Genomic DNA, 18821 nt, shown 5'->3' with positions numbered 1-18821 from the left:
TCGCGGGGGCTACAGCAGGGTGGCGTCGACGTACTCGCTGGCGGTCCGCCTGCCGGCCGCCAGCGCCGACGGATCGCCGTGCACGACCGACCGGGTGCGCGCGCCGTCGACGATGGTCATGAGCGAGCGGGCGACGTGGTCGGCGTCGACGGCTTCGAAAGCGCCTTCGTCGATGCCGTGGCTGATGACCGACTTGAGCATGAACCGCGTGTACTCGTCGTTTTGCTGGAACCGCTCCCGGAACGGCTCGTTGTAGGGGGCCTGCGCGCGCATCTCCAGCAGCGCGACCGACAGCGCCTGGTTGGGCTGGGGGTCGACGAGTAGCTCGTCGAGCAGCAGTGACAGCCGCGTCTCGGGGGCCGTCGTTTCGACCGCGCGGATGGACGCGACGAACTCCTCCAGGAGGTAGTCGAGAAACGCCGCCAACAGCTCCTCTTTGGTGTCGTAGTAGTAGTGGACGGCGGCCGTCGACTTCCCGTATTCGTCGGCGATCCGTTTGATCGTCAGGTCGACGTAGCCGTGCTCGCGGAGCGCGCTGTACGTCGCCTGCATGAGCTCCGCTTCGGCTTCCGAGAACTCCCGGTTCGAGGGCGCCGCCATTACGGAACACTTACCGCAGAGTCAGATAACTGTTTTCACGCGCCGATTCCCATGCAGTCGAGTCCCATGGTATGGCTTTCACAGGGCGTGAGGCGGCCGTATTCAGAATATTCGGGTAGCCAAAGTCTTTTGACTGACCGGTTAGTACGTCCACTCGTCCACGGTATGTATACTGACTCCGTACTCCTGTCTGTACCTGCATCACTCACGCGACCCCGGACGCTGGCGGCCGCCTGGCCCCGTGGTGTCCGGTCACCCGCCGCCCCGACGGGCAGTGTCCCGGGGCCGCCGTCGAACCACCAGCCGGCACGGCGCACGCACCAGCCGGCAGGCGAGCGCGCGACAGCGCGACTGTGCCACACGCACAGCCCCGCCGCGTCACGTCCTGTACCCCGAACAGAGGCGGTCCGCTGATGGGACTGCGCAGCCAGCTCTCGAAGCTGTTCAGAGGGCCGGAGTCCTTCGATCTCACGTCCGGCCGCATCGGCAAGCCGCTGTTCTTCCTGGCGATGCCGATCGTCATCACGAACCTCTTCCAGACTGCGTACAACCTGGCGGACACCTTCTGGCTGGGCCAGTACAACACCGACGCGCTGGCCGCCATCAGCTTCGCGTTCCCGATGGTGTTCCTGCTCATCTCGCTGGGGATGGGGATCTCCGTCGCCGGCAGCGTCCTGGTCGCCCAGTACACGGGTGCCGGCAAGGACGAGCAAGCCGAGTACGCCGCCTCCCAGACGGTCACCTTCTCGGTGCTGGCGTCGCTGCTGTTGGGCGGCATCGGCTACTTCTTCGTCGAGGACTTCCTCTCGGTGGTTGGCGCGTCCGACGCGGTGCTGCGGCCCGCCACCAGCTACATGCAGGTGGTCGCGCTCGGCCTCGCAGCCATGTTCGGGTTCGCGGTGTTCATCGCGCTCATGCGGGGGTACGGCGACACCATCACACCCATGCTGGTGATGTTCGGCTCCGTCGTGTTGAACATCGTCCTCGACCCGTTCCTCATCTTCGGGTGGACCGTCGTCGAGAACGCGCCCCTCGTCGGCACGGTCTCGTTCCCCAGGCTCGGCATCCAGGGCGCAGCCATCGCGACCGTGTTCTCGCGGGCGCTCGCGTTCGCCGTCGGCCTCGCGATCATGTTCCGGGGGACCCGGGGCGTCGAGATCAACGCCGCCGACATGCTCCCGGATCTCTCGTATCTCCGGCGGCTCGTCCGCATCGGCCTGCCGGCCTCCATCGAAGGCACGGGGCGCGCGCTCTCGATGAACCTGCTGTTGTTCATCGTCGCGACGTTCCCCGATCACATCGTCGCCGCCTACGGGATCGGCACCCGCGTGTTCTCCGTGGTGTTCCTGCCGGCGATCGCCATCGCCCGGGGCGTCGAAACCATGACCGGGCAGAACGTCGGCGCCGGCAAGCCGGACCGCGCCGCCCGCGCCGCGCGGCTCGCAGCCACCATGCTGTTCGGCGTGCTGTCGGTGCTCGGGCTGATCGTGTACTGGTACCCGGAGCCCATCGTCTCCGTGTTCGTCGGTGCCGGCCAGGAGAACAGCGCGCAGGTCATCGAGGCCGGCAGCCAGTTCCTCCGGTACGTCGCGCTCACGTTCGGTTTCATCGGGATCGCGCGCGCCTACACGGGGAGCTTCCGTGGCGCCGGCAAAACCATGGTCGCGGCCGCGATCTCCGTGATCACCCTGGGCGTCATCCGGTTCCCGCTGGCGTGGGCCACCATCGGCAGCCTGGGATCGGCCGGCATCTGGCTGTCGTTCGCCGTCTCGAACGTCATCGGGGCGATCATCGCGTACGCGTGGTATCGCCGGGGCACGTGGCGCGACACCGGCGTCGTGGACGCGACGACAGCCCAGGAGGACACGGGCGTCGAGCAGTCCGCACAAACCGACTGACAGCGCCGCTCGACCCGGCCTCGCCGCCAGTTGTAAACGCGGCGACATCTGCCGAGAGCACGCCCAGTTTATGTTTCACACCCGAATCAATCAGCGCGGCCGTCAGAGGCACGCCGGCGCGTGCGGACGAACGCCCTTTTCCCGCCGCCCGCGCTATCACCGCGCATGCAGACCACGACGGCCAGCCAGTACCGCGTGCTCGGCGACGCCCCCGACCGCGACGGCCTGCTCGTGCTGGATCGCGCCGACTACGAACCCCTCCGCGTCACCACCGACGACGCCGAGGGCGCGCTCGACGACACGGTGGCGGCGCTCCGTCCCGGATACCTCGTGGACGCCACGCTGGCCTGGAACGACGGCGACGCCCGCTTCACCGACGTCGACATCCAACGGCGCACCCTACTGACGTTCGCCCGCGGCGTCTCCGGGCTGTTCGAGGCCGCACTCGACACGATGGCCGACGCCCACGAGAACGGCGTGGGCGTGACCGGGCGGCCGACGTTCAACACGGACAACGAACCCAACGGCGCGGTGTACGCGTTCGCCCAGCAGCCCGGCGAGCGCGACATCTTCACGGAGATCAGAACCGGCCGGCTCCCCATCGAGCCGCTCGTCGACCGCCTCGACGAGGACGCCGCCGACGCCCACGAGGTGTTCGTGTTCGACCCACTGGACCACGAGTTCACCATCGTCTACCTGGTGGCGCACCGCGACTCCGTGCTCGCGGACACCGTCAGGGACACCTACGACTGCCCGCGCCCGCCGGAGACGGACCGCGACTAACCGTCCCGTTGGGCGAGCCGCACGAGATCAGCCAGCGTCCGAATCACTGGCACCGCGATGTCGTGGTCGCGAGCGCGCTCGACGACCGCCCCGTGGAGTGACTCGACCTCCGTTCGCGCGCCCCCCGCGAGGTCCTGGCGCATCGAGGACTCGTTGGACGCGGTGCGCGCCGCGACCTGCCGCGCCCGCTCGACGACGGACTCCGACACCGACACCCCTTCGGCCTCCGCCACCCGCACCCCCTCCGTGACCGCGCGCTCAAGCACCCGCTCGCCCGGCGGGAACTCCACGAGCGCGCCGTTGTCCACGTCGGCGAGCGCCGTCGCCGCGTTGATCCCGACGTTCACGAGCACCTTCTCCCAGACCGCACGCTGGGGGGACGCAGTCACCGTCGTCTCCATGCCGCCCGTCGAGAACGCCGCCGCAACCGACGCGACGCGGGCGTCGTTCGCGCCGCGATACCGCCCGATGGTGGTCTCACCGCCGCCGGCGTGACGGACCACCCCCGGCTCCGTGCGCGCCGCACCGTGGGTGGTCGTCCCCACCAGCACCGTGTCCGCCGGCACGTGCTCGGCGAGCACGGCGGCGTTCCCCAGCCCGTTCTGGAGTGTCAACACCATCGCGCCGTCGCACTGCCGGCCGAGCGCCCGCGCCGCCGACGCGGTGTCGTAACTCTTCACGCACACCACAACGAGATCCGCGTCCGCAACCACCGACGGATCGGTCGCCACACTGGGCCGTGTCACCCTCGTGGTGCCGTCCGGCTGCACGACCCGCAGCCCGTCCTCCCGGACCCGAGTGAGGTGTTCGCTTTGGTGTCCGAGCAGCGTCACCGCGGTCTCGCCGCCAGCCAACACGCCACCAACCAGCGACCCCAGAGAGCCGGGTCCTTGCACAACAACGCGCATGTCACAACGCTTCCCACGCGGGCACAAATAGCTGTCCGGTCGCCGCCACCGACCGGTTTTTACCGCTGGCCACCCCGGTCCCGGTATGCTGACCGCGCGCCGCTTCGTCCGCGTCGTCGCCGTGGTGTGGCTGGCTGCACTCGCCTCCGCGGGTCTCACGTGGCCGCCCGCAGCGACCGCCGCGCTGTTCGGTGGCGGCGCGGCGATCGCGTTCCTCGCCGAACGCGTCGTCATCCGGGCCGGCTGGCTGACCCACCACATCGACCCCGCGATCCGCGGCGTCCCCCTGTACGCTCTGGCCGGCTGGACCGCCGTCGTGTACGCCGCAGCCCGTGTCGCGCTGCTCGTGACTGCCGGGTGGACGGCCGTCGCGACCGCAGCCGTCTTGGCGGCCGCGTTCGACGCCGTCACCGACCCGGTCGGGGTTGCCAGCGACTACTGGACGTACCGTACCGCACTCGGCGGCCCGCAGTACTGTGGCGTGCCGTGGTGGAACACCGCCGGCTGGCTGGTGGTCGCCGCCGCCACCGCGGCACCCGCGGTTATGCTCCAGTGATCACGCCGACAACACGACCGCGCCGTCGTCGGTGTGCTCGATGTCGATGTCGTAGTCGAACTCCGCCAGCAGGTCGACACACGTTTCGATGTGCGTGGTCACCTCGGGCGCTCGCACTTCGCCGCCAGCCACGGCCACCACCGGCACGAGCTGGTCGGCGAGGTGGCTGTCGACCGCGCCGGGCCCCGACTCGAACGCCGCGAGCGCGTCGGCGGCGTTCTCGCCGACGGCGTCGGCGCTCACGCCACGCTCGCCGAGCGCCGCGAAGCCGGCCCGCGAGTGTTCGTACTCGGCGGCCAGCACGACCGCCGATCCCGCCGAGTCGGCGTCGGTGTAGGCGATCTCGTGGGCGGCGTCCGGGGCGGCTGCCGTGGCCTGCTGCTCGGCCACCTCGTCGTCGGCCAGCGACGACTCCGCAACCGAGTACGCCGTCAGCGCCTCGCGGTCGCCGCGCTCGGTGAGGGTGATCGGCGTCGGCGTGGACGGCTCGACCGTGAGCGTCGCCTCGCCGCCGCCGCGCGGATAGAACCCGCGGCGGTCGACCGACACGGTGGCGTCGATCCCGTGCTCGCGCAGCAGCGGCAGTTTGACGTGCTGGAAGTAGTCCATCGGCGGCGCCCACTTCGCGTCCGTCCCACCGGTCAGGGTCGCAGTTATGGGCTCGTCGAGCGCGCCCGCAAGCGGCAGCAACGAGTCGAACACCAGCGGGATGCTGCCTGCGGTGCCGACCTCCACGCTCGTTGTCCCGCCGAGCGTCGGCTCCTCGTCGTCGTCGGCCTCCTCGGCAGCGACCTCCGGCTCGAAGCTGAACGCTTCCGATCCCACTTCGACGCCGTCCGTTGCCGCATCACAGATGTCGGCGACAGCGTTCACGGCGGCACAATGCTGGGCCTGCAGGCCAGGGTTCGATCGTGCGCGCCGCACGTACCGCATCCGGAAGGACTCTCCGGAGACCGCCGCACACGTTAATGCTGTGCGGACGAGCTGACCGCCACCGGAACTCCCGTCGAGAACGTGCATACGTACACCACGAACTGGATCAGTCAAAAGGGTGTCCGTCCGTCCCGCCACCGTTAGGGTGATGTCGCCGATACCACTGCCTGTGACCGACACTGACGACGCATGGCAGGCTCGCATCGCGGCCCACCGCGCGGACAAAGACGAGTTCCTGGCCACGCACGACCAGTCACCGATCCCGCCGGCCGACCGCGGGGCCTTCGACGGCCTCCGATACTTCGACATCGACGCGTCGTTCCGGGTGGCCGCGCGATACCAACCCGCCCGCGACCCCGAGGCGGTCGAACTGGAGACAACGCGTGGCCCGCCCGCGGAGTACACGCGTGCCGCCGTCCTCGGCTTCGACCTCGGGGACAGCCACCACACGCTCACCGCGTTCCGTGTCGAGGGTGAGTCGTCGCTGTTCGTCCCGTTCACCGACGAGACCACCGACGACGGACGCACCTACGAGCACGGCCGCTACCTGGACGTCGACCCCGCCGGGGCCGATGGTGGCGACGAGGTCGCCCTGGATTTCAACCTGGCGTACAACCCGTTTTGCGCGTACGGGGGGTCGTTCTCGTGTGCGCTGCCGCCCGCGGACAATCACGTTCCGGCGGCGATCACGGCCGGGGAGCGCGTCGACGCCGACTGATCGGCGGTCCACGGGACGCGGAAAACAGGCGGCGTCAGGCGGCTGCTTCGGTGGCTTCCAGCAGCTCCTGGTAGCGGTTGCGGATGGTGACCTCGCTGACGTCGGTCACCTCGCTGACCTCGCTTTGGGTGACCTTGTGGTTGGTGAGGAGGCTGGACGCGTAGATCGCCGCGGCGGCCAGTCCGACCGGCGACTTGCCGCTGGTGACGCCGTCGGCCTGGGCGTTGGAGATGAGTTCTCGGGACCGCCGCTCGACCTCGTCGGGGAGGTCGAGGTCGCTTGCGAACCGCGGCACGTACTGCGCGGGGTCGGCGGGCGCGACTTCGAGGCTGAGCTCCCGGACGATGTAGCGGTACGTGCGCTTGAACTCCATCTCGTCGATGCGGCTGACGTTCGCCACCTCGTCGATGGAGCGTGGCGTGCTGAGCTGGCGCGCGGACGCGTACAGGGCGGCGGTGGCGACGCCCTCGATGGAGCGCCCGGGCAGCAGGTCCTCGCTGAGCGCGCGGCGGTAGATCACCGAGGCGGTCTCCCGGACCTCCTTGGGCAGCCCGAGTGCGGAGGCCATGCGCTCGATCTCGCCGAGCGCCTGCTTGAGGTTGCGTTCCTTGCTGTTGCGGGTGCGGAAGCGCTCGTTCCACTTGCGCAGGCGCTGCATCTTCTGGCGCTGGTTGCTGGAGAGACTGTTCCCGTAGGCGTCCTTGTCCTGCCAGCCGATGTTCGTGGACAACCCCTTGTCGTGCATCATGTTCGTGGTCGGGGCGCCCACGCGGGATTTCTCGTCTTTCTCCGTGGAGTTGAACGCCCGCCACTCGGGGCCGCGGTCGATGCCGTTCTCCTCGACGACGAGCCCGCAGTCGACACAGACCGACTCGCCGTGCTCCTCGTCGTCGATGACCTGCCCGCCACACTCCGGGCAGGTCAGGACGTCTTCGTCGGGGGTCGATACTGTCTCGTCGTTGTCTGTCTGGCGCTGGTCGCTGCTGTATGTTCTGATTGTACTGTCACTCATTATGTTGGAAGTGCCGGGAGATGGCGCTGGTGCGCCCGGCTTGTCGTGAATCAAAGTAAGAGCGACAAGTACTTAAATGTTTCCCAGAACTGTGCGTTTCTTGGGAAACCGTATCGGCGTAGGCAACGGTTATCACGGCCACTGACTGGTGCTTTGGGGTAACCAAAACGTTACCGTCGGTGTGTCTCCACTTAGCGAAAGGCTTATCACTGTATATTACGGTGGTAGCATCCAGTAATCGACCCCCGTTGCCGACTCCCCACCAGTGAAAGACATATAACGCCAGTCCACCCAACGTAGCACGAACGGCCAGTTCTATGAGTTCACAAGCGGGCACCGTGCTCATCGTCGACGACGATGCAGCCCTCACAGACGTCTACGCCGCCTGGCTCGCCGACGACTACCCCGTCGAGACAGCCACGTCAGGGGCTGCTGCCCTCGACGTAATCGACGACCACGTCGATATCGTACTCCTCGACCGCCGCATGCCGGGGCTCTCCGGCGACGACGTGCTCGCGGAGATCCGTGCCGACGGCCACGACTGCCGCGTCGCCATGGTCACCGGCGTCGAACCCACCACGGACGTGATCGCCATGGGGTTCGACGAATACCTCGTCAAGCCGGTCGACAGCGACGACCTCCACCGCACCGTCGAGACGCTGCGGGATCGGCTGGCGTACAGCGACGACCTCCAGGAGCTGTACGCGTTGCTGTCCAAGCGCGCCCTCCTCGAAACCGACCCGGACGCCGCCGACACCGACGCCTACGACGACCTCGACGACCGCATCGACGCCCTTCGGGCCGATCTCACCGACACGGTGTCCGAGTTCAGCCACGACGACTTCCGTGCCGCATTCCACGACCTTACACCCCAGGACCCCGAAGGCGGCGCCAACGCAAACTGACGAATGCACGTTCACCGGAACCTGCGGTCGGCCATCCGCGCAGCAGCACACACCGCTGACTCGACCACGGCGCTCTACGACGGCGTCTGTGACGCCGCTGCCAACACCGGCACCACGTACGCCTACGTCTACACCCAGTCCGACGACCCCACTGCGCCCACCGTCCACGCCACCGCCGGGGACACCGACTCCGCGGCCATCCCGACGGTACCCACTGCGCCGTCGGCCGGCGTCACCACCGTCGACACCGCTGGGGGACGTGAATGCCACGTCCCCATCCTGGACGGCGACGACCGCTACGCCACACTCTCGGTCCACATCGCCGACGGCACGCCAGCCCCCACGGACGACCTCCGCGCCGTCGGACAGACGATCGGCCTCGCCGCGGCGAAACTCACCGCCGAAGCGGCCCGCGACAGCCTCGCGGACGACCTCGACGTCGAACAGCGCCAGTTCCGGAAACTCCACAGCATCGCCGCACAGATGATCGGCTGCGAAAACGAGCGCGCCATCTACCAGCTCGCCATCGACGCCGCCGAGAACATCCTCGAGTTCGACATCTGCGGCATCGACATCGCCCGCGACGGCGTCCTCGAACCGGTCGCGCTCTCCACGAGCCTCAACGCCGCCGACTCCCAGCGCCTCCCCGACGACGAAGGCATCGCCGGCCAAACCTACCAGGACACCACCACGATCATCGTCGACGACCTCCACGCCAGGCCCGACGCCGCCCCGGCAAAGGACGCCTACCGGTCGCTGCTCAGCGTCCCCATCAAGGACCTCGGCGTGTTCCAGGCCGCCGCGGAGCGCGAGAACGCGTTCGACGACCGCGACGCCGAAGTCGTCGAGCTCCTGATGGCCCACGTCGGCGAAACCCTCAGCGGCCTCTGGTCGGCGCACGCGCTGCGCGAGAGCGAGCGCAAATACCGCACCCTCATCGAACAGAGCCACGACGCCGTCACCATCCACACCCGCGACGGCTTCGCGTTCGTGAACGAGCCCGCCACCGAGCTGTTCGGCCGCGACGAGTCGACGCTCCTCGACCTGGCGGCCAGCGATCTCGTTCACCCCGACGACCACGACGCACTCACCCCCATCACCGACGACGCCGTGCCCGGCGACGACCACGACACCTTCGACGCGCGCGTCCAGCGCCCCGACGGCACCATCAGGCAGTGCGAAGTGTCGACGACCACCATCACCTACGAGGGTGACCCCGCGGTGCTGGCGTCGATCCGTGACATCACCGAGCGCAAGCGCCACGAACAAGCCCTCGAACGCAAAAACGACCGCCTCGAACAGTTCGCCAGCATCGTCAGCCACGACCTCCGCAGCCCGCTGAACGTCGCGAAAGGCAGCCTCGAACTCGCCAGGAACACCGGCGAGCACCAGCACTTCGACCGCGCCGCCGACGCCCTCGACCGCATGGACAGCCTCGTCGAGGACGTGCTCGCACTGTCGCGGCAGGGCGAGCTCGTCGCCGAAACCGAGCGCACCACGCTCGCGGAGATCGCCGCCGACGCCTGGGCGTCGATCAACGCCCCCGACGCCAGCGTCGAATACGACGCCGCAGCTATCGACGTCGACGCCGACCCCGGACGCCTCCAGCAGCTCTTCGAGAACCTGTTCCGGAACGCCGTCGAGCACGCCGGCGACGACGTCACCATCCGGGTGGGGTCCACCCCGGAGGGGTTCTACGTCGAGGACGACGGCCCCGGCATCGAACGCGACGCCGCGGACACCGTCTTCGAACGCGGCGTCTCCGGCACCGACACCGGCACCGGGTTCGGGCTCGCGATCGTGCGCGAGATCGCCGACGCGCACGGCTGGTCGATCACCGCGGTGCCGGCAGGCGATGACGCGCCCGCCGACCGCGGCGCGCGCTTCGAAATCACCGGCGTCCCGGTGCTAGCTTAGGCGGTTCACGCGCCGTCGCCGTCCCCGAGTGACGCGGCGATGTCAGCCAGGCCTTCGTCCGGCGTGCCGGTCGACTCGTAGGTCGCCGTCTCCCCGGGTGCACGCAGGCCGTATTTGAACCCGGCGGCCACGACGTCGACGTGTACCGACCGCCCAGCCTCCAGGCCGGCGTCGGCGAGCCACGCGGCGAGTTCGTTGTCCGCGCCGTTGGGCTGGCGCGCGAGCCGCGGGGTCGCGTACGCGCCCCGGACGACAGGCGTGTCGTCGGCCGTTGCGGCCACGCTGGCGTGGTGTTCGGAGCCATCCAACACGACCCGCACCACGTCGCCGACCGGCAGCGACGCGGCGCTGTCAGCCGGCACCTGGACCGCCAGCCGCCGCGTACCGCCAGCCCGCACGACGGAGCCACGCCCCGACTGGACTGTCTCATGCGTCACGCGTTCGGTCATACGACCGCGTGGGGGCCCGACAAGCAAAACGCTCGCGGTCCCATCCACAGTGAGCCGGATCGTTTTTGCGCGTCGCCGACGAACACAGCGTATGGACGTACCCACGCCGACCGACAACCGCATCGGGAGCCGCAAACAGGCGGCGGTTGCCATCCTCCCGTTCCTGCTGTTGGGCCTGCTCGACGTTGTCCTGCTGCTCGGCTGGGGGCTGGATCCGCTTTGGGGGTTCGTCATCCTGCCGCCGATCCTGTTCATCAGCGTGCTCGGCTGGATCGCGTTCAAATCCGGGTTCGTGGACGATCGCGGCACGGCCTGACCCGCAGCCGGCTACGGCGCTGCGATCACGCGAGCGGGCGCGCCGTCGGCCGCAACCGGCAGCGGATACGCCTGGACCGGGACGCGCTCGGGGAGCCCGTCGAGGTTCGTCACGTTCTCAACGATCAGCGCTCCCGCACCGAGGAGCGCGCGGTGGGCCGGATACGCCGCGGCGTCGGATGACTCCCCCGCGGGCGCTGTTCGGGTCGGGTCCACGCTGGGCGCGTCCACCGCGACGGCGCACCCGGCGTCGGCGCAGCGCTCGGCGGCGGCCACGCTCAGGTGCGGGTGCTCGTAGTACTCAGGGCGGCCCCAGTCCGCGGCCGTCCCGGTGTTGAACACCACCATATCGTGGTCGTCCAGTGCTGGCACGCGATCCACGGGGATGGCGTCCCCGGGGCCGTAACCGGTGCAGTCGACGACGTGCGCGTCGAACCGGAACGCCGACACGTCGAAGGCGTCCAGGGACCGCCCGTCAGCGAGGAGGTGACTCGGGGCGTCGATGTGCGTGCCCGAATGCGTGCTACACGCCACCGCCGACACCCGGTAGCCGTCGGCCGCCATCGTGGCGTGTGGCGTCACCGCTGCCGGCGGATCACCGGGATACGGCTCGCCCGACCCCAGTGCGTGTGACAGATCGCGCATGCCGCCGCCTACACCCCGCCCGCCGTTGAACCCCGCGATCCACAAATACCGGTAAGCGTTAAAGCGGGCCTCCCACAGGGATTCGTATGGGGGTGGTGGCCGCGTTACCGTACGGACTGCTCACGGGAGGACTGCTCGCCGCCAGCTGGGGGCTGCTCCGCGCCGGCTCAATGACTGTGGTGCCGCTGTACGACGCGGACGCCGCCAGCGATCCCGCGGCCCTGTCCACCGTGGTCGCGGTGTCGCTCGCCGCGTTCGCAGTCGCGACGCTCGCGTTCACCGTGCTCCGGGCAGTGGGCCGGGACTCCGTCGTGGTGGTCGCCGGCTACGGCGTGGCCGTGCTGTCGGTCGCACTCACCACGGCGTGGCGCGCCCGCGCCTACGAGTGACACCGGCGGGTACTCACGCCGGCTGCTGGTAGCCCGTCACCGCCTCAAGCGCGCGCTGTACGAGCGCCGGGTCGTACGTCCAAAACCCATAGAACCCGCCGTCGGCGCGCTCCTCGGCCAGCAACGCCGAGGACTGCGCGCGGTCGGTGCCCCCGTCGTAGAGCACGAACCACGACACCGCAAGCTCGTCGCTCTCCGGGGCGTGCACCGCAAACGACGTGTCACCGAGCTCCGCGTCCGGCACGCCGTAGACGTGCACGGAGAGATCACACGCCGCGAGCTGCTCGTAGGTGTCACGCTCCTTTCGCACGTTCGACAGCCGCTGGAACCCCGTGTGAAGCTGGCCGCCGTTGGCGCGCCACGCCCGGTCCTCGATCTCCCGGGACGCCATCGTCATCTGGCGCCGGTCGTAGGAGGTGAACGTGGTGTGATCGAGGTGCTCCAACAGCGGGCTGTACGGTGCTTCGTCGCCCACCTTGTGGAGGTCCCGGGACGCCAACTCGCGCAGCGCCGGCGCGTCAACCGACGCCAGCTGCGTCCCGTCGGCGTCCGCGAGGACCGCCCGCAGCGCGTCCTCGGTCGGCTCGTGCTCGATGGCAACGTGCTGGGACGAAAAGTACTCGCGCACGGCAGTGACGACGCCGTCACCCGCCGGTGCGTAGACCGTCAGTGCCTTCTCGCGGCCCCGTACCTCCGCCATTAGGTGCCGGAGACTCATCACTGATCGTTCTCCCCTCGCGTACAAATGCGTTGTTCATACCCAGCGACCGCCCCATGTTTTATGGTTGCCGCACAAGCGGTCTCAGGTATGGATCGAGCGATCGCAGTCGTCGAAGCCAGCGACTCCGCCAAGCAACTCGTCGAAGAAGCCGGCGAACTGGCCGCGGGCGTTGGCGCTGACCTCCTGTTGTTACACGTCACCACCGAAACCGAGTACGGCGAGCGCCGCGAGTCGATGGCCAACATCCCGGATTTCGACGTCACGTACACCATCGACGAAGCCACCGACGGCGCGCGCAAGTTCGCCTCCGACATCGGCCGTGACGTGCTCTCCGATGTCGACATCGAGCCGACATCCGTCGGCCGCGTCGGCGACAAGGGCGACGAGATCCTGGCGCTGGCCGACGACCGCGACGCCGACCACATCTTCATCGCCGGCCGGAAGCGCTCCCCGACCGGGAAAGCCATCTTCGGCGACGTCACCCAGCGCATCATCCTCGAATTCGACGGCGCGGTCACCGTCATCACGACCTGACGGCGCGCGCTCACAGCCACTCGTCGGGTTTCGTGTCGTAATCGAGGTCGTCCGCGGCCAGGTGCTCGACGGTCTCCCAGTCGAGCTCGGCGTGGCTGACCGACTCGCCGTCGTACCGCAACGCGACCCCCACCTCTTCGGGTTCGGGCTCGCGGTCGTTGCGGCGCGCGCGCTTCCGCTCGCTGTCCGTGACGCGTTTCGTGATCGTGTGCAACACCACGGGCCGCCCCCACAGCTCGAAGACGCGTTGTAGCGTCGCCTCGGCCTGTTCGCGGTCCAACATCACGCCGTTGTACTCGTGGCCGAGCAACAGCTCGCCGCGGTTCTCGTGGTTCGCGTCGTACACCGCGATCGTCGGCTTTCCGAGGTTCGTGAACCGCAACAGGAGCTTGCGCTTCACGTCCGCGGCGTCGGTGCTGGTCGCCCGGAAATCACCCCGGGTCTGGCTGAACTCGTAGGCGAAATACTCGTTGGCGTCCACGAACTCCTGGGTGAGGAACTCGTCGACGAACGTCACGTCGTTGTGGCTCTCCCGGACGCTGTACATGCGATCCCACCCCGCAGTCACCGACACGTCCGCCAGCGCCGCCTCGACGCTGGCGTACCGCGCCGTGTCGAAGAGGTATCGGCTCACGGACTCCAACTCGTCGCGCGTCACGCGCCCCAGGAACCCCCGGTACTGGGGTTTCGCCAGCGAGTAATGCCGGTGGGCAAGCCCCTCGTAGGTGAACAGCTTCCACGGATACCGCTGGACGTCGATCTCGCGCTCCCGGGCGGCCGCGAGCCCCTGCCAGTCGACGTACGCGTCCGGCAGCGACTCGACGGCATCCAACTCGTCGGGCGCGACGGCCGCCACCGCGGCCGGTGGTGCCAACGTGTCCACCACGTCCGCGGTGTCGACCGTGTCGTGGAAGTTCCGCCACGTCACCCCATCCACGCGCAGCAGGTGCTCAAGCACCGCCCGCCGGTTGGCGCGGTTCTCCACGTACTCCCACAGCTCCTTCCCGAGTTTGTACGGGTTGAACCCCGGACTGTTCAGCACCCGGGCCTGGTGGTCGGCGTAGCTCAGGAACTCGTCGTCGCCCGCGAACGCCTCCTCGCCCATCATCATCGACTCCCAGTACGCCGCCCACCCCTCGTTCATCACCTTCGTGGTGCGCTGGGGGGCGAAGTAGTACGCCTCCCGGCGCAGCAACTCCAGGAGCTCGCGCTGCCAGTCCTCGAAGGCCGCCGCCTTCTCGGCGTCCTCGTCGTAGGCCTGCCCGTGATCGCGCAGGAACGCCAGCAGGTCGTACTCGGGGGTTTCGGGGAACTGCACGCTGTCGTCGACCGCCGCAATGTCGTCCAGCCAGGTCTCCGTGAACACCTCGTCGCGGACCTCCTCGCTGACGCCAAGCGACGCCAGCGTCTCCGCCAGCGCGTCCGGATCACCGCCCTCCGCGTCCCGGTCGAACGCCCGCCGGTATTCGATGTTGTCCTCGATGGTCAACACCGTATCGATGAACCGCTCGACGGACTCCCGGCCGATCTCCGGGTCCGACAGGAACGACGCCACGCGGTCGGCGTGGCGCTCCAGCATCGCCGCCGCGTCCGGCCCCTCGCCGTCCGCGAACAGCCCGAACCACTGGTTGTTGTTGAAGAAATCCGCGTGCCCCTCGACGTGCGTGATCACCGCCTTCTGGTCCGCGAGGTCGTTGCTCACCTGCAGGAACGCGTTCGAGGGGTCGTCGTTGTTCACGATCTCGAACGCCTTCCCGCCGAGGAACTGCGTCTGCTTGCGTTGTTTCTCGTATTTCATCCCCCACCGCCAGTGTGGATACCGCGTCTGGAACCCATCGTAGGCGATGAGCTCGTTCATCTCGTCGTGGTCCACGACCCAATACTGCACGTCGTATGGGTCGAGGCCGAGCTTCCGGGCGAGCGCGTTGGCTTCCCGGGCCGGCTCGTCGAGCGTCTGGGCCGCCGCGTGCTTGGCTGGATCAGGCCGTGTCATTGTCCTCTGTGCTGAGAATCGTCTCGATGGCACCCATCACGTCATCGGGCTCGGTGACCGTCGTCACGGCGACGTTGTCGGTGTCGCCGAACGCGTCCCGGACTTTGCCCGCGTGCGTACCCGTCTGGACGCCATCGGTGGGCTGTGTTTCGACGTACGCGTGCAGGTTCGCGTCGATGTCGTTCATCAACGGGATCACGTTCTCCTCGGTGTCGTCGTGGCTGTTCTCCCCGTCGCCGGCCGCGAACACGTACCGGTTCCACTCCGAGAACGGGTACTCGTCGAGCACGTTCTCGGCGAGCTCGTAGGCGGTCGAGATGCGGGTGCCGCCCCCGGACTGGATCCCGAAGAAGTCGGTGCGGTCGACCTCCCAGGCGTCGGCGTCGTGGGCGATGTACACGAACTCGGCGTTGTCGTACTTCCCGGTGAGATACCAGTCCAACGGGGTGAACGTCCGCTCGACGAGCTCGCGTTTGGACTCCCGCATCGACCCCGACACGTCGCGGATGTTCACCACGACGACGTTGCGCTCGCGGTGCTCGACGACCTTCGGATGCCGGAACCGCTCGTCCTCCCGCCGCAACGGCACCCGTCCCGGGCCGCCGCGCCGGATCCGGGTCCGCGTGGGTTCGACGTCGACCGCCGCCTCCATCGCGTCGATCGACGCCCACACCGCGTCGTCGACAACTCGGCCGGCGTCGTCGTCCGGGCTGGGGCTGCGGGCGCGCTCGGCGATCCACGCCCGCGACACCGGGATGTGCTGTTCGCGCGCCCAGGTGTACACCGCATCGACCCCCCAGCCGTCGACCCGCAACGCCGCCGTGACGTACGCCTCGTCGAAGTCCATCGCGATCTTGCGCTTCAACCCCTGCTTGTAGAGGTGCGCGAAATCCAGGGTGCCACGCGGGCCACGGCGCGCGGTCTCGTTGAACGCGCCCTCCGTCTCCGCGACCACCTTCTTCCCCTTCGGGTCGAGATCCAACCCCAGGCGCTCGTCGAGCTCCGCCGCGAACTCCTCGGGGTCCATCTCGTAATACTCGTGGTCGGCGCTCTCGTCGCCGGCCTCGTCGTCGTCACCCTCACCGGCCTCGTCGGGCTCCCCGACCTGATCGCCGGGGTCGACGTCGCCCTGCCCGACCCCGCCGCGGTCGAGCTGGTCGTATTCGAACGCGGGCAGGTCCACGAGCTTGATCGGCACCCGCACGGCGTCGGGGCCGCTGCCCCCCAGATCGCCGTACTGGATGAACTCCGCGAGGTCTTGGCGGCGCTGTTCACCGATCTCGTGGAACCGTTCGCGGTCCTCTCTCAGTCCCATTCGTCCGTCACCTCCGAGATCACGCTTCGGGACGCCAGCTCGGCGCTCGCCCGCGAATACCCCCGCTCGGACACCAGAAACGAGATGGCGTCCGCCTTGACCGCGGCCGTGTCAGTGCCCTCCGGCGGGTCCGCCCACTGCGTCGGGTCGAACTCCGGGTGCACGCGCTTGACGTCGTCCCAGTCGTTGCCCGCGAGCACGTCGCGCAACACCGGCACCGTCGACAGATCCACGTCGTGGGCGTGGAACTCGTCGTCGCGGTGCTCCCAGGCGTGGCGAGTCACCGCCGTCATCACGGTGTCCTCGCGGAACGTCTCGACGGCCGGCGTGGGGTCGTTGCCGTGGTAGTGGGTGTCGGCGTCAAAGCGCCCCAGCGTCTCCGTCTCGAACAGCTTCATCGACAGCGCGTCCGGCTCCGCTTGCTCGCCGCGCGCGTTCTCGACGGTGTCGCCGGTCGCCCACGCGTGGACGTTGTCGACGTACTCCTCGACCGCCGACTCGCTCGCTCCCTCCCCGGCCAGCACCGCGTCGCGCACGTCCTCGGCCTGCTGGTCGTGGATGTACGCCTCCACGACCGCCACCCGGTCGTTGAACTCCGCGCGCTCGGCGTCGGAGAACACCGGCGCGGACGACAGCCCGTCGACCATCCCGGACAGCACGTCACCGGGCGTGATGACCCGCTCGACCGCGAGGTCGGGGTGGCTTCGGTCGGCGTCCGCGTGCAGGCGATCGGCCAGCACGTCCCGCGTGTACGTCACCGGGATCCCGTTGGCACCGTCGGCACCGTCAGCGAGGTCGAACTCGCTCGCGTCCCGGCGGTCCTCCCCGCTGCCGACGTACCCTCGGTCGAACAGCAACGCCTTCTCGACCAGCGACAGCTCGTCGCCGTGGTCGTCGTCATCGAGCCGCGTCACGACGCTGTACAGCGCGGCCGCCTCGATCGTGTGCGGCGCAAGCTCGCGCTCCGTCTCCCCGTCATCGTCGCGCACCGACACCGTCACCGGCTGTGCGGCGCGCTCGGCCAACACCTCCGGGTCCGTGGCCGTCCACACGCCGGCGTCACCGGTGAGCTCCCGGCGCAGCAACTGGGCTTCGAGACTGATCGACGTGAGATAGCCGAGCTCGTGTTTCGACAGCCGCCGCTTCAACGCCTTCAGCGGGTCGAACCCCTGCCGGTCGTCGTGTTTGTTCAGCTGCGCTTCCAGGTCCAGATTCGAGATCACGACCAGCTGCGTGTCCAGGTCCATCCCGATCCCCTTGTCGAGTTTCACGCGGCGCTCGTCGGGCACGTTCAACAGCTTCTGTAGCAGGTCGGCGTGCTGGCTGGCGTCCTCCATGATGGTGAGACAGCCGTTGCCCTGCGAGAGCACGCCGTCGTAGCTGAACGCCTGGGGGTTCTTGCGCCCCTTCGAATCCAGTTGCCCGAGCAACCCCGCGACCCAGGACCCCACGAGGCGCTCTTTCGGGCTGCCGGCGTCCTCGGAGTGCAACACGCCGATCCCCTGGCCGCGCTCCACGACGTAGTTTTTCACGCGCAAATGCTTGGGGTCGGTCGCCGCCGCGAACACGTCCGCGACGCCCTCGCGGCGGTACTGCTGTTCGAGGTGGTCGTAGGCCTCCCGGGAGAACGGCGGCAGGTCGGCGTCGGCGCGCAACGCGTCGGCGTCCTCGCGGTGGTCGTTGACGTCCGCGAGCACGTCCTCGCGGACGTCCGTCGGGAACACCGACAGCGGCGACGCCTGCACGGGGCTCTCATACCAGTCGTCCTCGCGGTCGACGGGCTCCTCGCCGTAGGTCAACCCCGGGCCGCGGTCGGCGTCCGAGACGTTCCACTCGATGGTGTATCGCCGGCCCGCGTCGGTCTTCGAGAACTCCCGGAGCCCGTTGATCAGACACCGCTTCAGCTCCGACTTCCCGGTGGCCGTCGGCCCGGCGAACCACAGGATGGTCTCGGCCTTGCCGCGGCCCGCCGCGATCGCGCGCACGTCGTCGACGAACGCGTTCAGCGTCGCCGTGTTCCCGAGGACCGCGTGCTCGCCGTCGTTGTGGGGGTCGTCGAAGAACCGATAGCGCTGCGCGCGCTCGCCGTTCTCCACGACCTCCCGGGTGCCCGCGCTCTCGATCGCCGCCAGCAGGTACCGGCTGGCGTGGGCGGCGGCTAACGGCTGTTCGAACGCCCGGTCGACGTACTCGGCGAGGCTCATCGGCTCGTCGTAGGCGTCCCGCAGCG

The 18821-nt window shown here is 68.8% G+C and carries 19 protein-coding genes; 9 read left to right on the top strand and 10 right to left on the bottom strand.

Annotated features, from left to right (window positions below):
* Positions 1-9 precede the first annotated feature (9 nt).
* On the bottom strand, positions 10-600 hold the full coding sequence (locus APQ99_RS05465; RefSeq protein ID WP_010902501.1) for a TetR family transcriptional regulator C-terminal domain-containing protein: 591 nt from the start codon (positions 598-600) through the stop codon (positions 10-12).
* A 413-nt stretch (positions 601-1013) separates the two neighbouring features.
* On the opposite strand from APQ99_RS05465, the gene APQ99_RS05460 reads away from it, so the two are divergent.
* Together APQ99_RS05460 and APQ99_RS05455 are read left to right on the top strand one after the other, a co-directional pair.
* Positions 1014-2498 (top strand): MATE family efflux transporter, encoded by a 1485-nt coding sequence (locus APQ99_RS05460; RefSeq protein WP_010902502.1) that lies wholly within the window; start codon positions 1014-1016, stop codon positions 2496-2498.
* Between the two features lie 165 nt (positions 2499-2663).
* Entirely contained in the window at positions 2664-3281 is a 618-nt protein-coding gene (locus tag APQ99_RS05455) for a DUF6663 family protein (RefSeq protein WP_136361113.1), read from the top strand.
* Here APQ99_RS05455 and APQ99_RS05450 read toward each other — a convergent pair.
* Entirely contained in the window at positions 3278-4189 is a 912-nt protein-coding gene (locus tag APQ99_RS05450; RefSeq protein ID WP_136361114.1) for a 2-dehydropantoate 2-reductase, read from the bottom strand. The two genes, APQ99_RS05455 and APQ99_RS05450, sit on opposite strands and share 4 nt — an antisense overlap.
* Before the next feature lie 85 nt (positions 4190-4274).
* On the opposite strand from APQ99_RS05450, the gene APQ99_RS05445 reads away from it, so the two are divergent.
* Entirely contained in the window at positions 4275-4745 is a 471-nt protein-coding gene (locus APQ99_RS05445; RefSeq protein WP_136361115.1) for a carotenoid biosynthesis protein, read from the top strand.
* On the opposite strand, the gene rtcA is transcribed toward APQ99_RS05445, so the two are convergent.
* Entirely contained in the window at positions 4746-5765 is a 1020-nt protein-coding gene (rtcA, locus tag APQ99_RS05440) for an RNA 3'-terminal phosphate cyclase (RefSeq protein ID WP_012289214.1), read from the bottom strand.
* Between the two features lie 82 nt (positions 5766-5847).
* On the opposite strand from rtcA, the gene APQ99_RS05435 reads away from it, so the two are divergent.
* Entirely contained in the window at positions 5848-6396 is a 549-nt protein-coding gene (locus APQ99_RS05435) for a DUF1684 domain-containing protein (protein ID WP_244289013.1), read from the top strand.
* A 34-nt stretch (positions 6397-6430) separates the two neighbouring features.
* On the opposite strand, the gene APQ99_RS05430 is transcribed toward APQ99_RS05435, so the two are convergent.
* Complete coding sequence (locus tag APQ99_RS05430) at positions 6431-7408, bottom strand: transcription initiation factor IIB (RefSeq protein ID WP_010902508.1); 978 nt, start codon at positions 7406-7408, stop codon at positions 6431-6433.
* Positions 7409-7725: 317 nt separating this feature from the next.
* On the opposite strand from APQ99_RS05430, the gene APQ99_RS05425 reads away from it, so the two are divergent.
* On the top strand, positions 7726-8313 hold the full coding sequence (locus tag APQ99_RS05425) for a response regulator (RefSeq protein WP_136361117.1): 588 nt from the start codon (positions 7726-7728) through the stop codon (positions 8311-8313).
* Between the two features lie 3 nt (positions 8314-8316).
* The gene (locus APQ99_RS05420) at positions 8317-10230 is read left to right on the top strand and encodes a PAS domain S-box protein (RefSeq protein ID WP_010902510.1); all 1914 of its coding nucleotides are present in this window, start codon (positions 8317-8319) and stop codon (positions 10228-10230) included.
* Between the two features lie 5 nt (positions 10231-10235).
* Here APQ99_RS05420 and APQ99_RS05415 read toward each other — a convergent pair whose 3' ends face one another.
* The gene (locus tag APQ99_RS05415; RefSeq protein WP_010902511.1) at positions 10236-10679 is read right to left on the bottom strand and encodes a DUF7112 family protein; all 444 of its coding nucleotides are present in this window, start codon (positions 10677-10679) and stop codon (positions 10236-10238) included.
* Positions 10680-10770: 91 nt separating this feature from the next.
* Between APQ99_RS05415 and APQ99_RS05410 the strand changes: the two genes are divergently transcribed.
* Positions 10771-10995 (top strand): hypothetical protein, encoded by a 225-nt coding sequence (locus APQ99_RS05410; protein WP_010902512.1) that lies wholly within the window; start codon positions 10771-10773, stop codon positions 10993-10995.
* An 11-nt stretch (positions 10996-11006) separates the two neighbouring features.
* Here APQ99_RS05410 and APQ99_RS05405 read toward each other — a convergent pair whose 3' ends face one another.
* A complete protein-coding gene (locus tag APQ99_RS05405; protein ID WP_136361118.1) occupies positions 11007-11639 on the bottom strand; it encodes a cyclase family protein in 633 nt (210 codons plus the stop codon).
* An 86-nt stretch (positions 11640-11725) separates the two neighbouring features.
* Between APQ99_RS05405 and APQ99_RS05400 the strand changes: the two genes are divergently transcribed.
* The gene (locus tag APQ99_RS05400; protein ID WP_136361119.1) at positions 11726-12028 is read left to right on the top strand and encodes a hypothetical protein; all 303 of its coding nucleotides are present in this window, start codon (positions 11726-11728) and stop codon (positions 12026-12028) included.
* Positions 12029-12041: 13 nt separating this feature from the next.
* Here APQ99_RS05400 and APQ99_RS05395 read toward each other — a convergent pair whose 3' ends face one another.
* Entirely contained in the window at positions 12042-12746 is a 705-nt protein-coding gene (locus tag APQ99_RS05395) for a DICT sensory domain-containing protein (protein WP_136361120.1), read from the bottom strand.
* A gap of 90 nt (positions 12747-12836) precedes the next feature.
* On the opposite strand from APQ99_RS05395, the gene APQ99_RS05390 reads away from it, so the two are divergent.
* On the top strand, positions 12837-13283 hold the full coding sequence (locus tag APQ99_RS05390; RefSeq protein ID WP_012289215.1) for a universal stress protein: 447 nt from the start codon (positions 12837-12839) through the stop codon (positions 13281-13283).
* A gap of 10 nt (positions 13284-13293) precedes the next feature.
* Here the strand turns inward: APQ99_RS05390 and APQ99_RS05385 are convergent, their stop codons facing one another.
* From APQ99_RS05385 to APQ99_RS05375, 3 genes are read right to left on the bottom strand one after another with little or no spacing between them, the layout of a single operon-like run.
* Entirely contained in the window at positions 13294-15276 is a 1983-nt protein-coding gene (locus APQ99_RS05385) for a SpoVR family protein (RefSeq protein WP_136361121.1), read from the bottom strand.
* Positions 15263-16591: a YeaH/YhbH family protein gene (locus tag APQ99_RS05380; protein ID WP_136361122.1), complete on the bottom strand. Its 1329-nt coding sequence runs from the start codon at positions 16589-16591 to the stop codon at positions 15263-15265. The genes APQ99_RS05385 and APQ99_RS05380 overlap by 14 nt, the downstream gene beginning before the upstream one ends.
* Entirely contained in the window at positions 16582-18795 is a 2214-nt protein-coding gene (locus tag APQ99_RS05375) for a PrkA family serine protein kinase (protein ID WP_010902519.1), read from the bottom strand. Before APQ99_RS05375 ends, APQ99_RS05380 begins: the two co-directional genes overlap by 10 nt.
* Positions 18796-18821: the final 26 nt, after the last annotated feature.

The organism is Halobacterium salinarum DSM 3754 (assembly GCF_008124605.1).
GTDB lineage: Archaea > Halobacteriota > Halobacteria > Halobacteriales > Halobacteriaceae > Halobacterium > Halobacterium salinarum.
Note: the sequence above shows the minus strand (reverse complement) of the source record. Positions and strands in the feature narration are given on the sequence as shown.

Bases quoted from the DNA above. Each gene is read 5' to 3' on its own strand.
- APQ99_RS05455 (WP_136361113.1), top strand. From the start codon at position 2,664: ATGCAGACCACGACGGCCAGCCAGTACCGCGTGCTCGGCGACGCCCCC.
- APQ99_RS05375 (WP_010902519.1), bottom strand. From the start codon at position 18,795: ATGAGCCTCGCCGAGTACGTCGACCGGGCGTTCGAACAGCCGTTAGCC.
- APQ99_RS05450 (WP_136361114.1), bottom strand. From the start codon at position 4,189: ATGCGCGTTGTTGTGCAAGGACCCGGCTCTCTGGGGTCGCTGGTTGGT.
- APQ99_RS05420 (WP_010902510.1), top strand. From the start codon at position 8,317: ATGCACGTTCACCGGAACCTGCGGTCGGCCATCCGCGCAGCAGCACAC.
- APQ99_RS05465 (WP_010902501.1), bottom strand. From the start codon at position 600: ATGGCGGCGCCCTCGAACCGGGAGTTCTCGGAAGCCGAAGCGGAGCTC.
- APQ99_RS05445 (WP_136361115.1), top strand. From the start codon at position 4,275: ATGCTGACCGCGCGCCGCTTCGTCCGCGTCGTCGCCGTGGTGTGGCTG.
- APQ99_RS05400 (WP_136361119.1), top strand. From the start codon at position 11,726: ATGGGGGTGGTGGCCGCGTTACCGTACGGACTGCTCACGGGAGGACTG.
- APQ99_RS05390 (WP_012289215.1), top strand. From the start codon at position 12,837: ATGGATCGAGCGATCGCAGTCGTCGAAGCCAGCGACTCCGCCAAGCAA.
- rtcA (WP_012289214.1), bottom strand. From the start codon at position 5,765: ATGCACGTTCTCGACGGGAGTTCCGGTGGCGGTCAGCTCGTCCGCACA.
- APQ99_RS05380 (WP_136361122.1), bottom strand. From the start codon at position 16,591: ATGGGACTGAGAGAGGACCGCGAACGGTTCCACGAGATCGGTGAACAG.
- APQ99_RS05415 (WP_010902511.1), bottom strand. From the start codon at position 10,679: ATGACCGAACGCGTGACGCATGAGACAGTCCAGTCGGGGCGTGGCTCC.
- APQ99_RS05460 (WP_010902502.1), top strand. From the start codon at position 1,014: ATGGGACTGCGCAGCCAGCTCTCGAAGCTGTTCAGAGGGCCGGAGTCC.
- APQ99_RS05395 (WP_136361120.1), bottom strand. From the start codon at position 12,746: ATGAGTCTCCGGCACCTAATGGCGGAGGTACGGGGCCGCGAGAAGGCA.
- APQ99_RS05405 (WP_136361118.1), bottom strand. From the start codon at position 11,639: ATGCGCGATCTGTCACACGCACTGGGGTCGGGCGAGCCGTATCCCGGT.
- APQ99_RS05425 (WP_136361117.1), top strand. From the start codon at position 7,726: ATGAGTTCACAAGCGGGCACCGTGCTCATCGTCGACGACGATGCAGCC.
- APQ99_RS05385 (WP_136361121.1), bottom strand. From the start codon at position 15,276: ATGACACGGCCTGATCCAGCCAAGCACGCGGCGGCCCAGACGCTCGAC.
- APQ99_RS05410 (WP_010902512.1), top strand. From the start codon at position 10,771: ATGGACGTACCCACGCCGACCGACAACCGCATCGGGAGCCGCAAACAG.
- APQ99_RS05430 (WP_010902508.1), bottom strand. From the start codon at position 7,408: ATGAGTGACAGTACAATCAGAACATACAGCAGCGACCAGCGCCAGACA.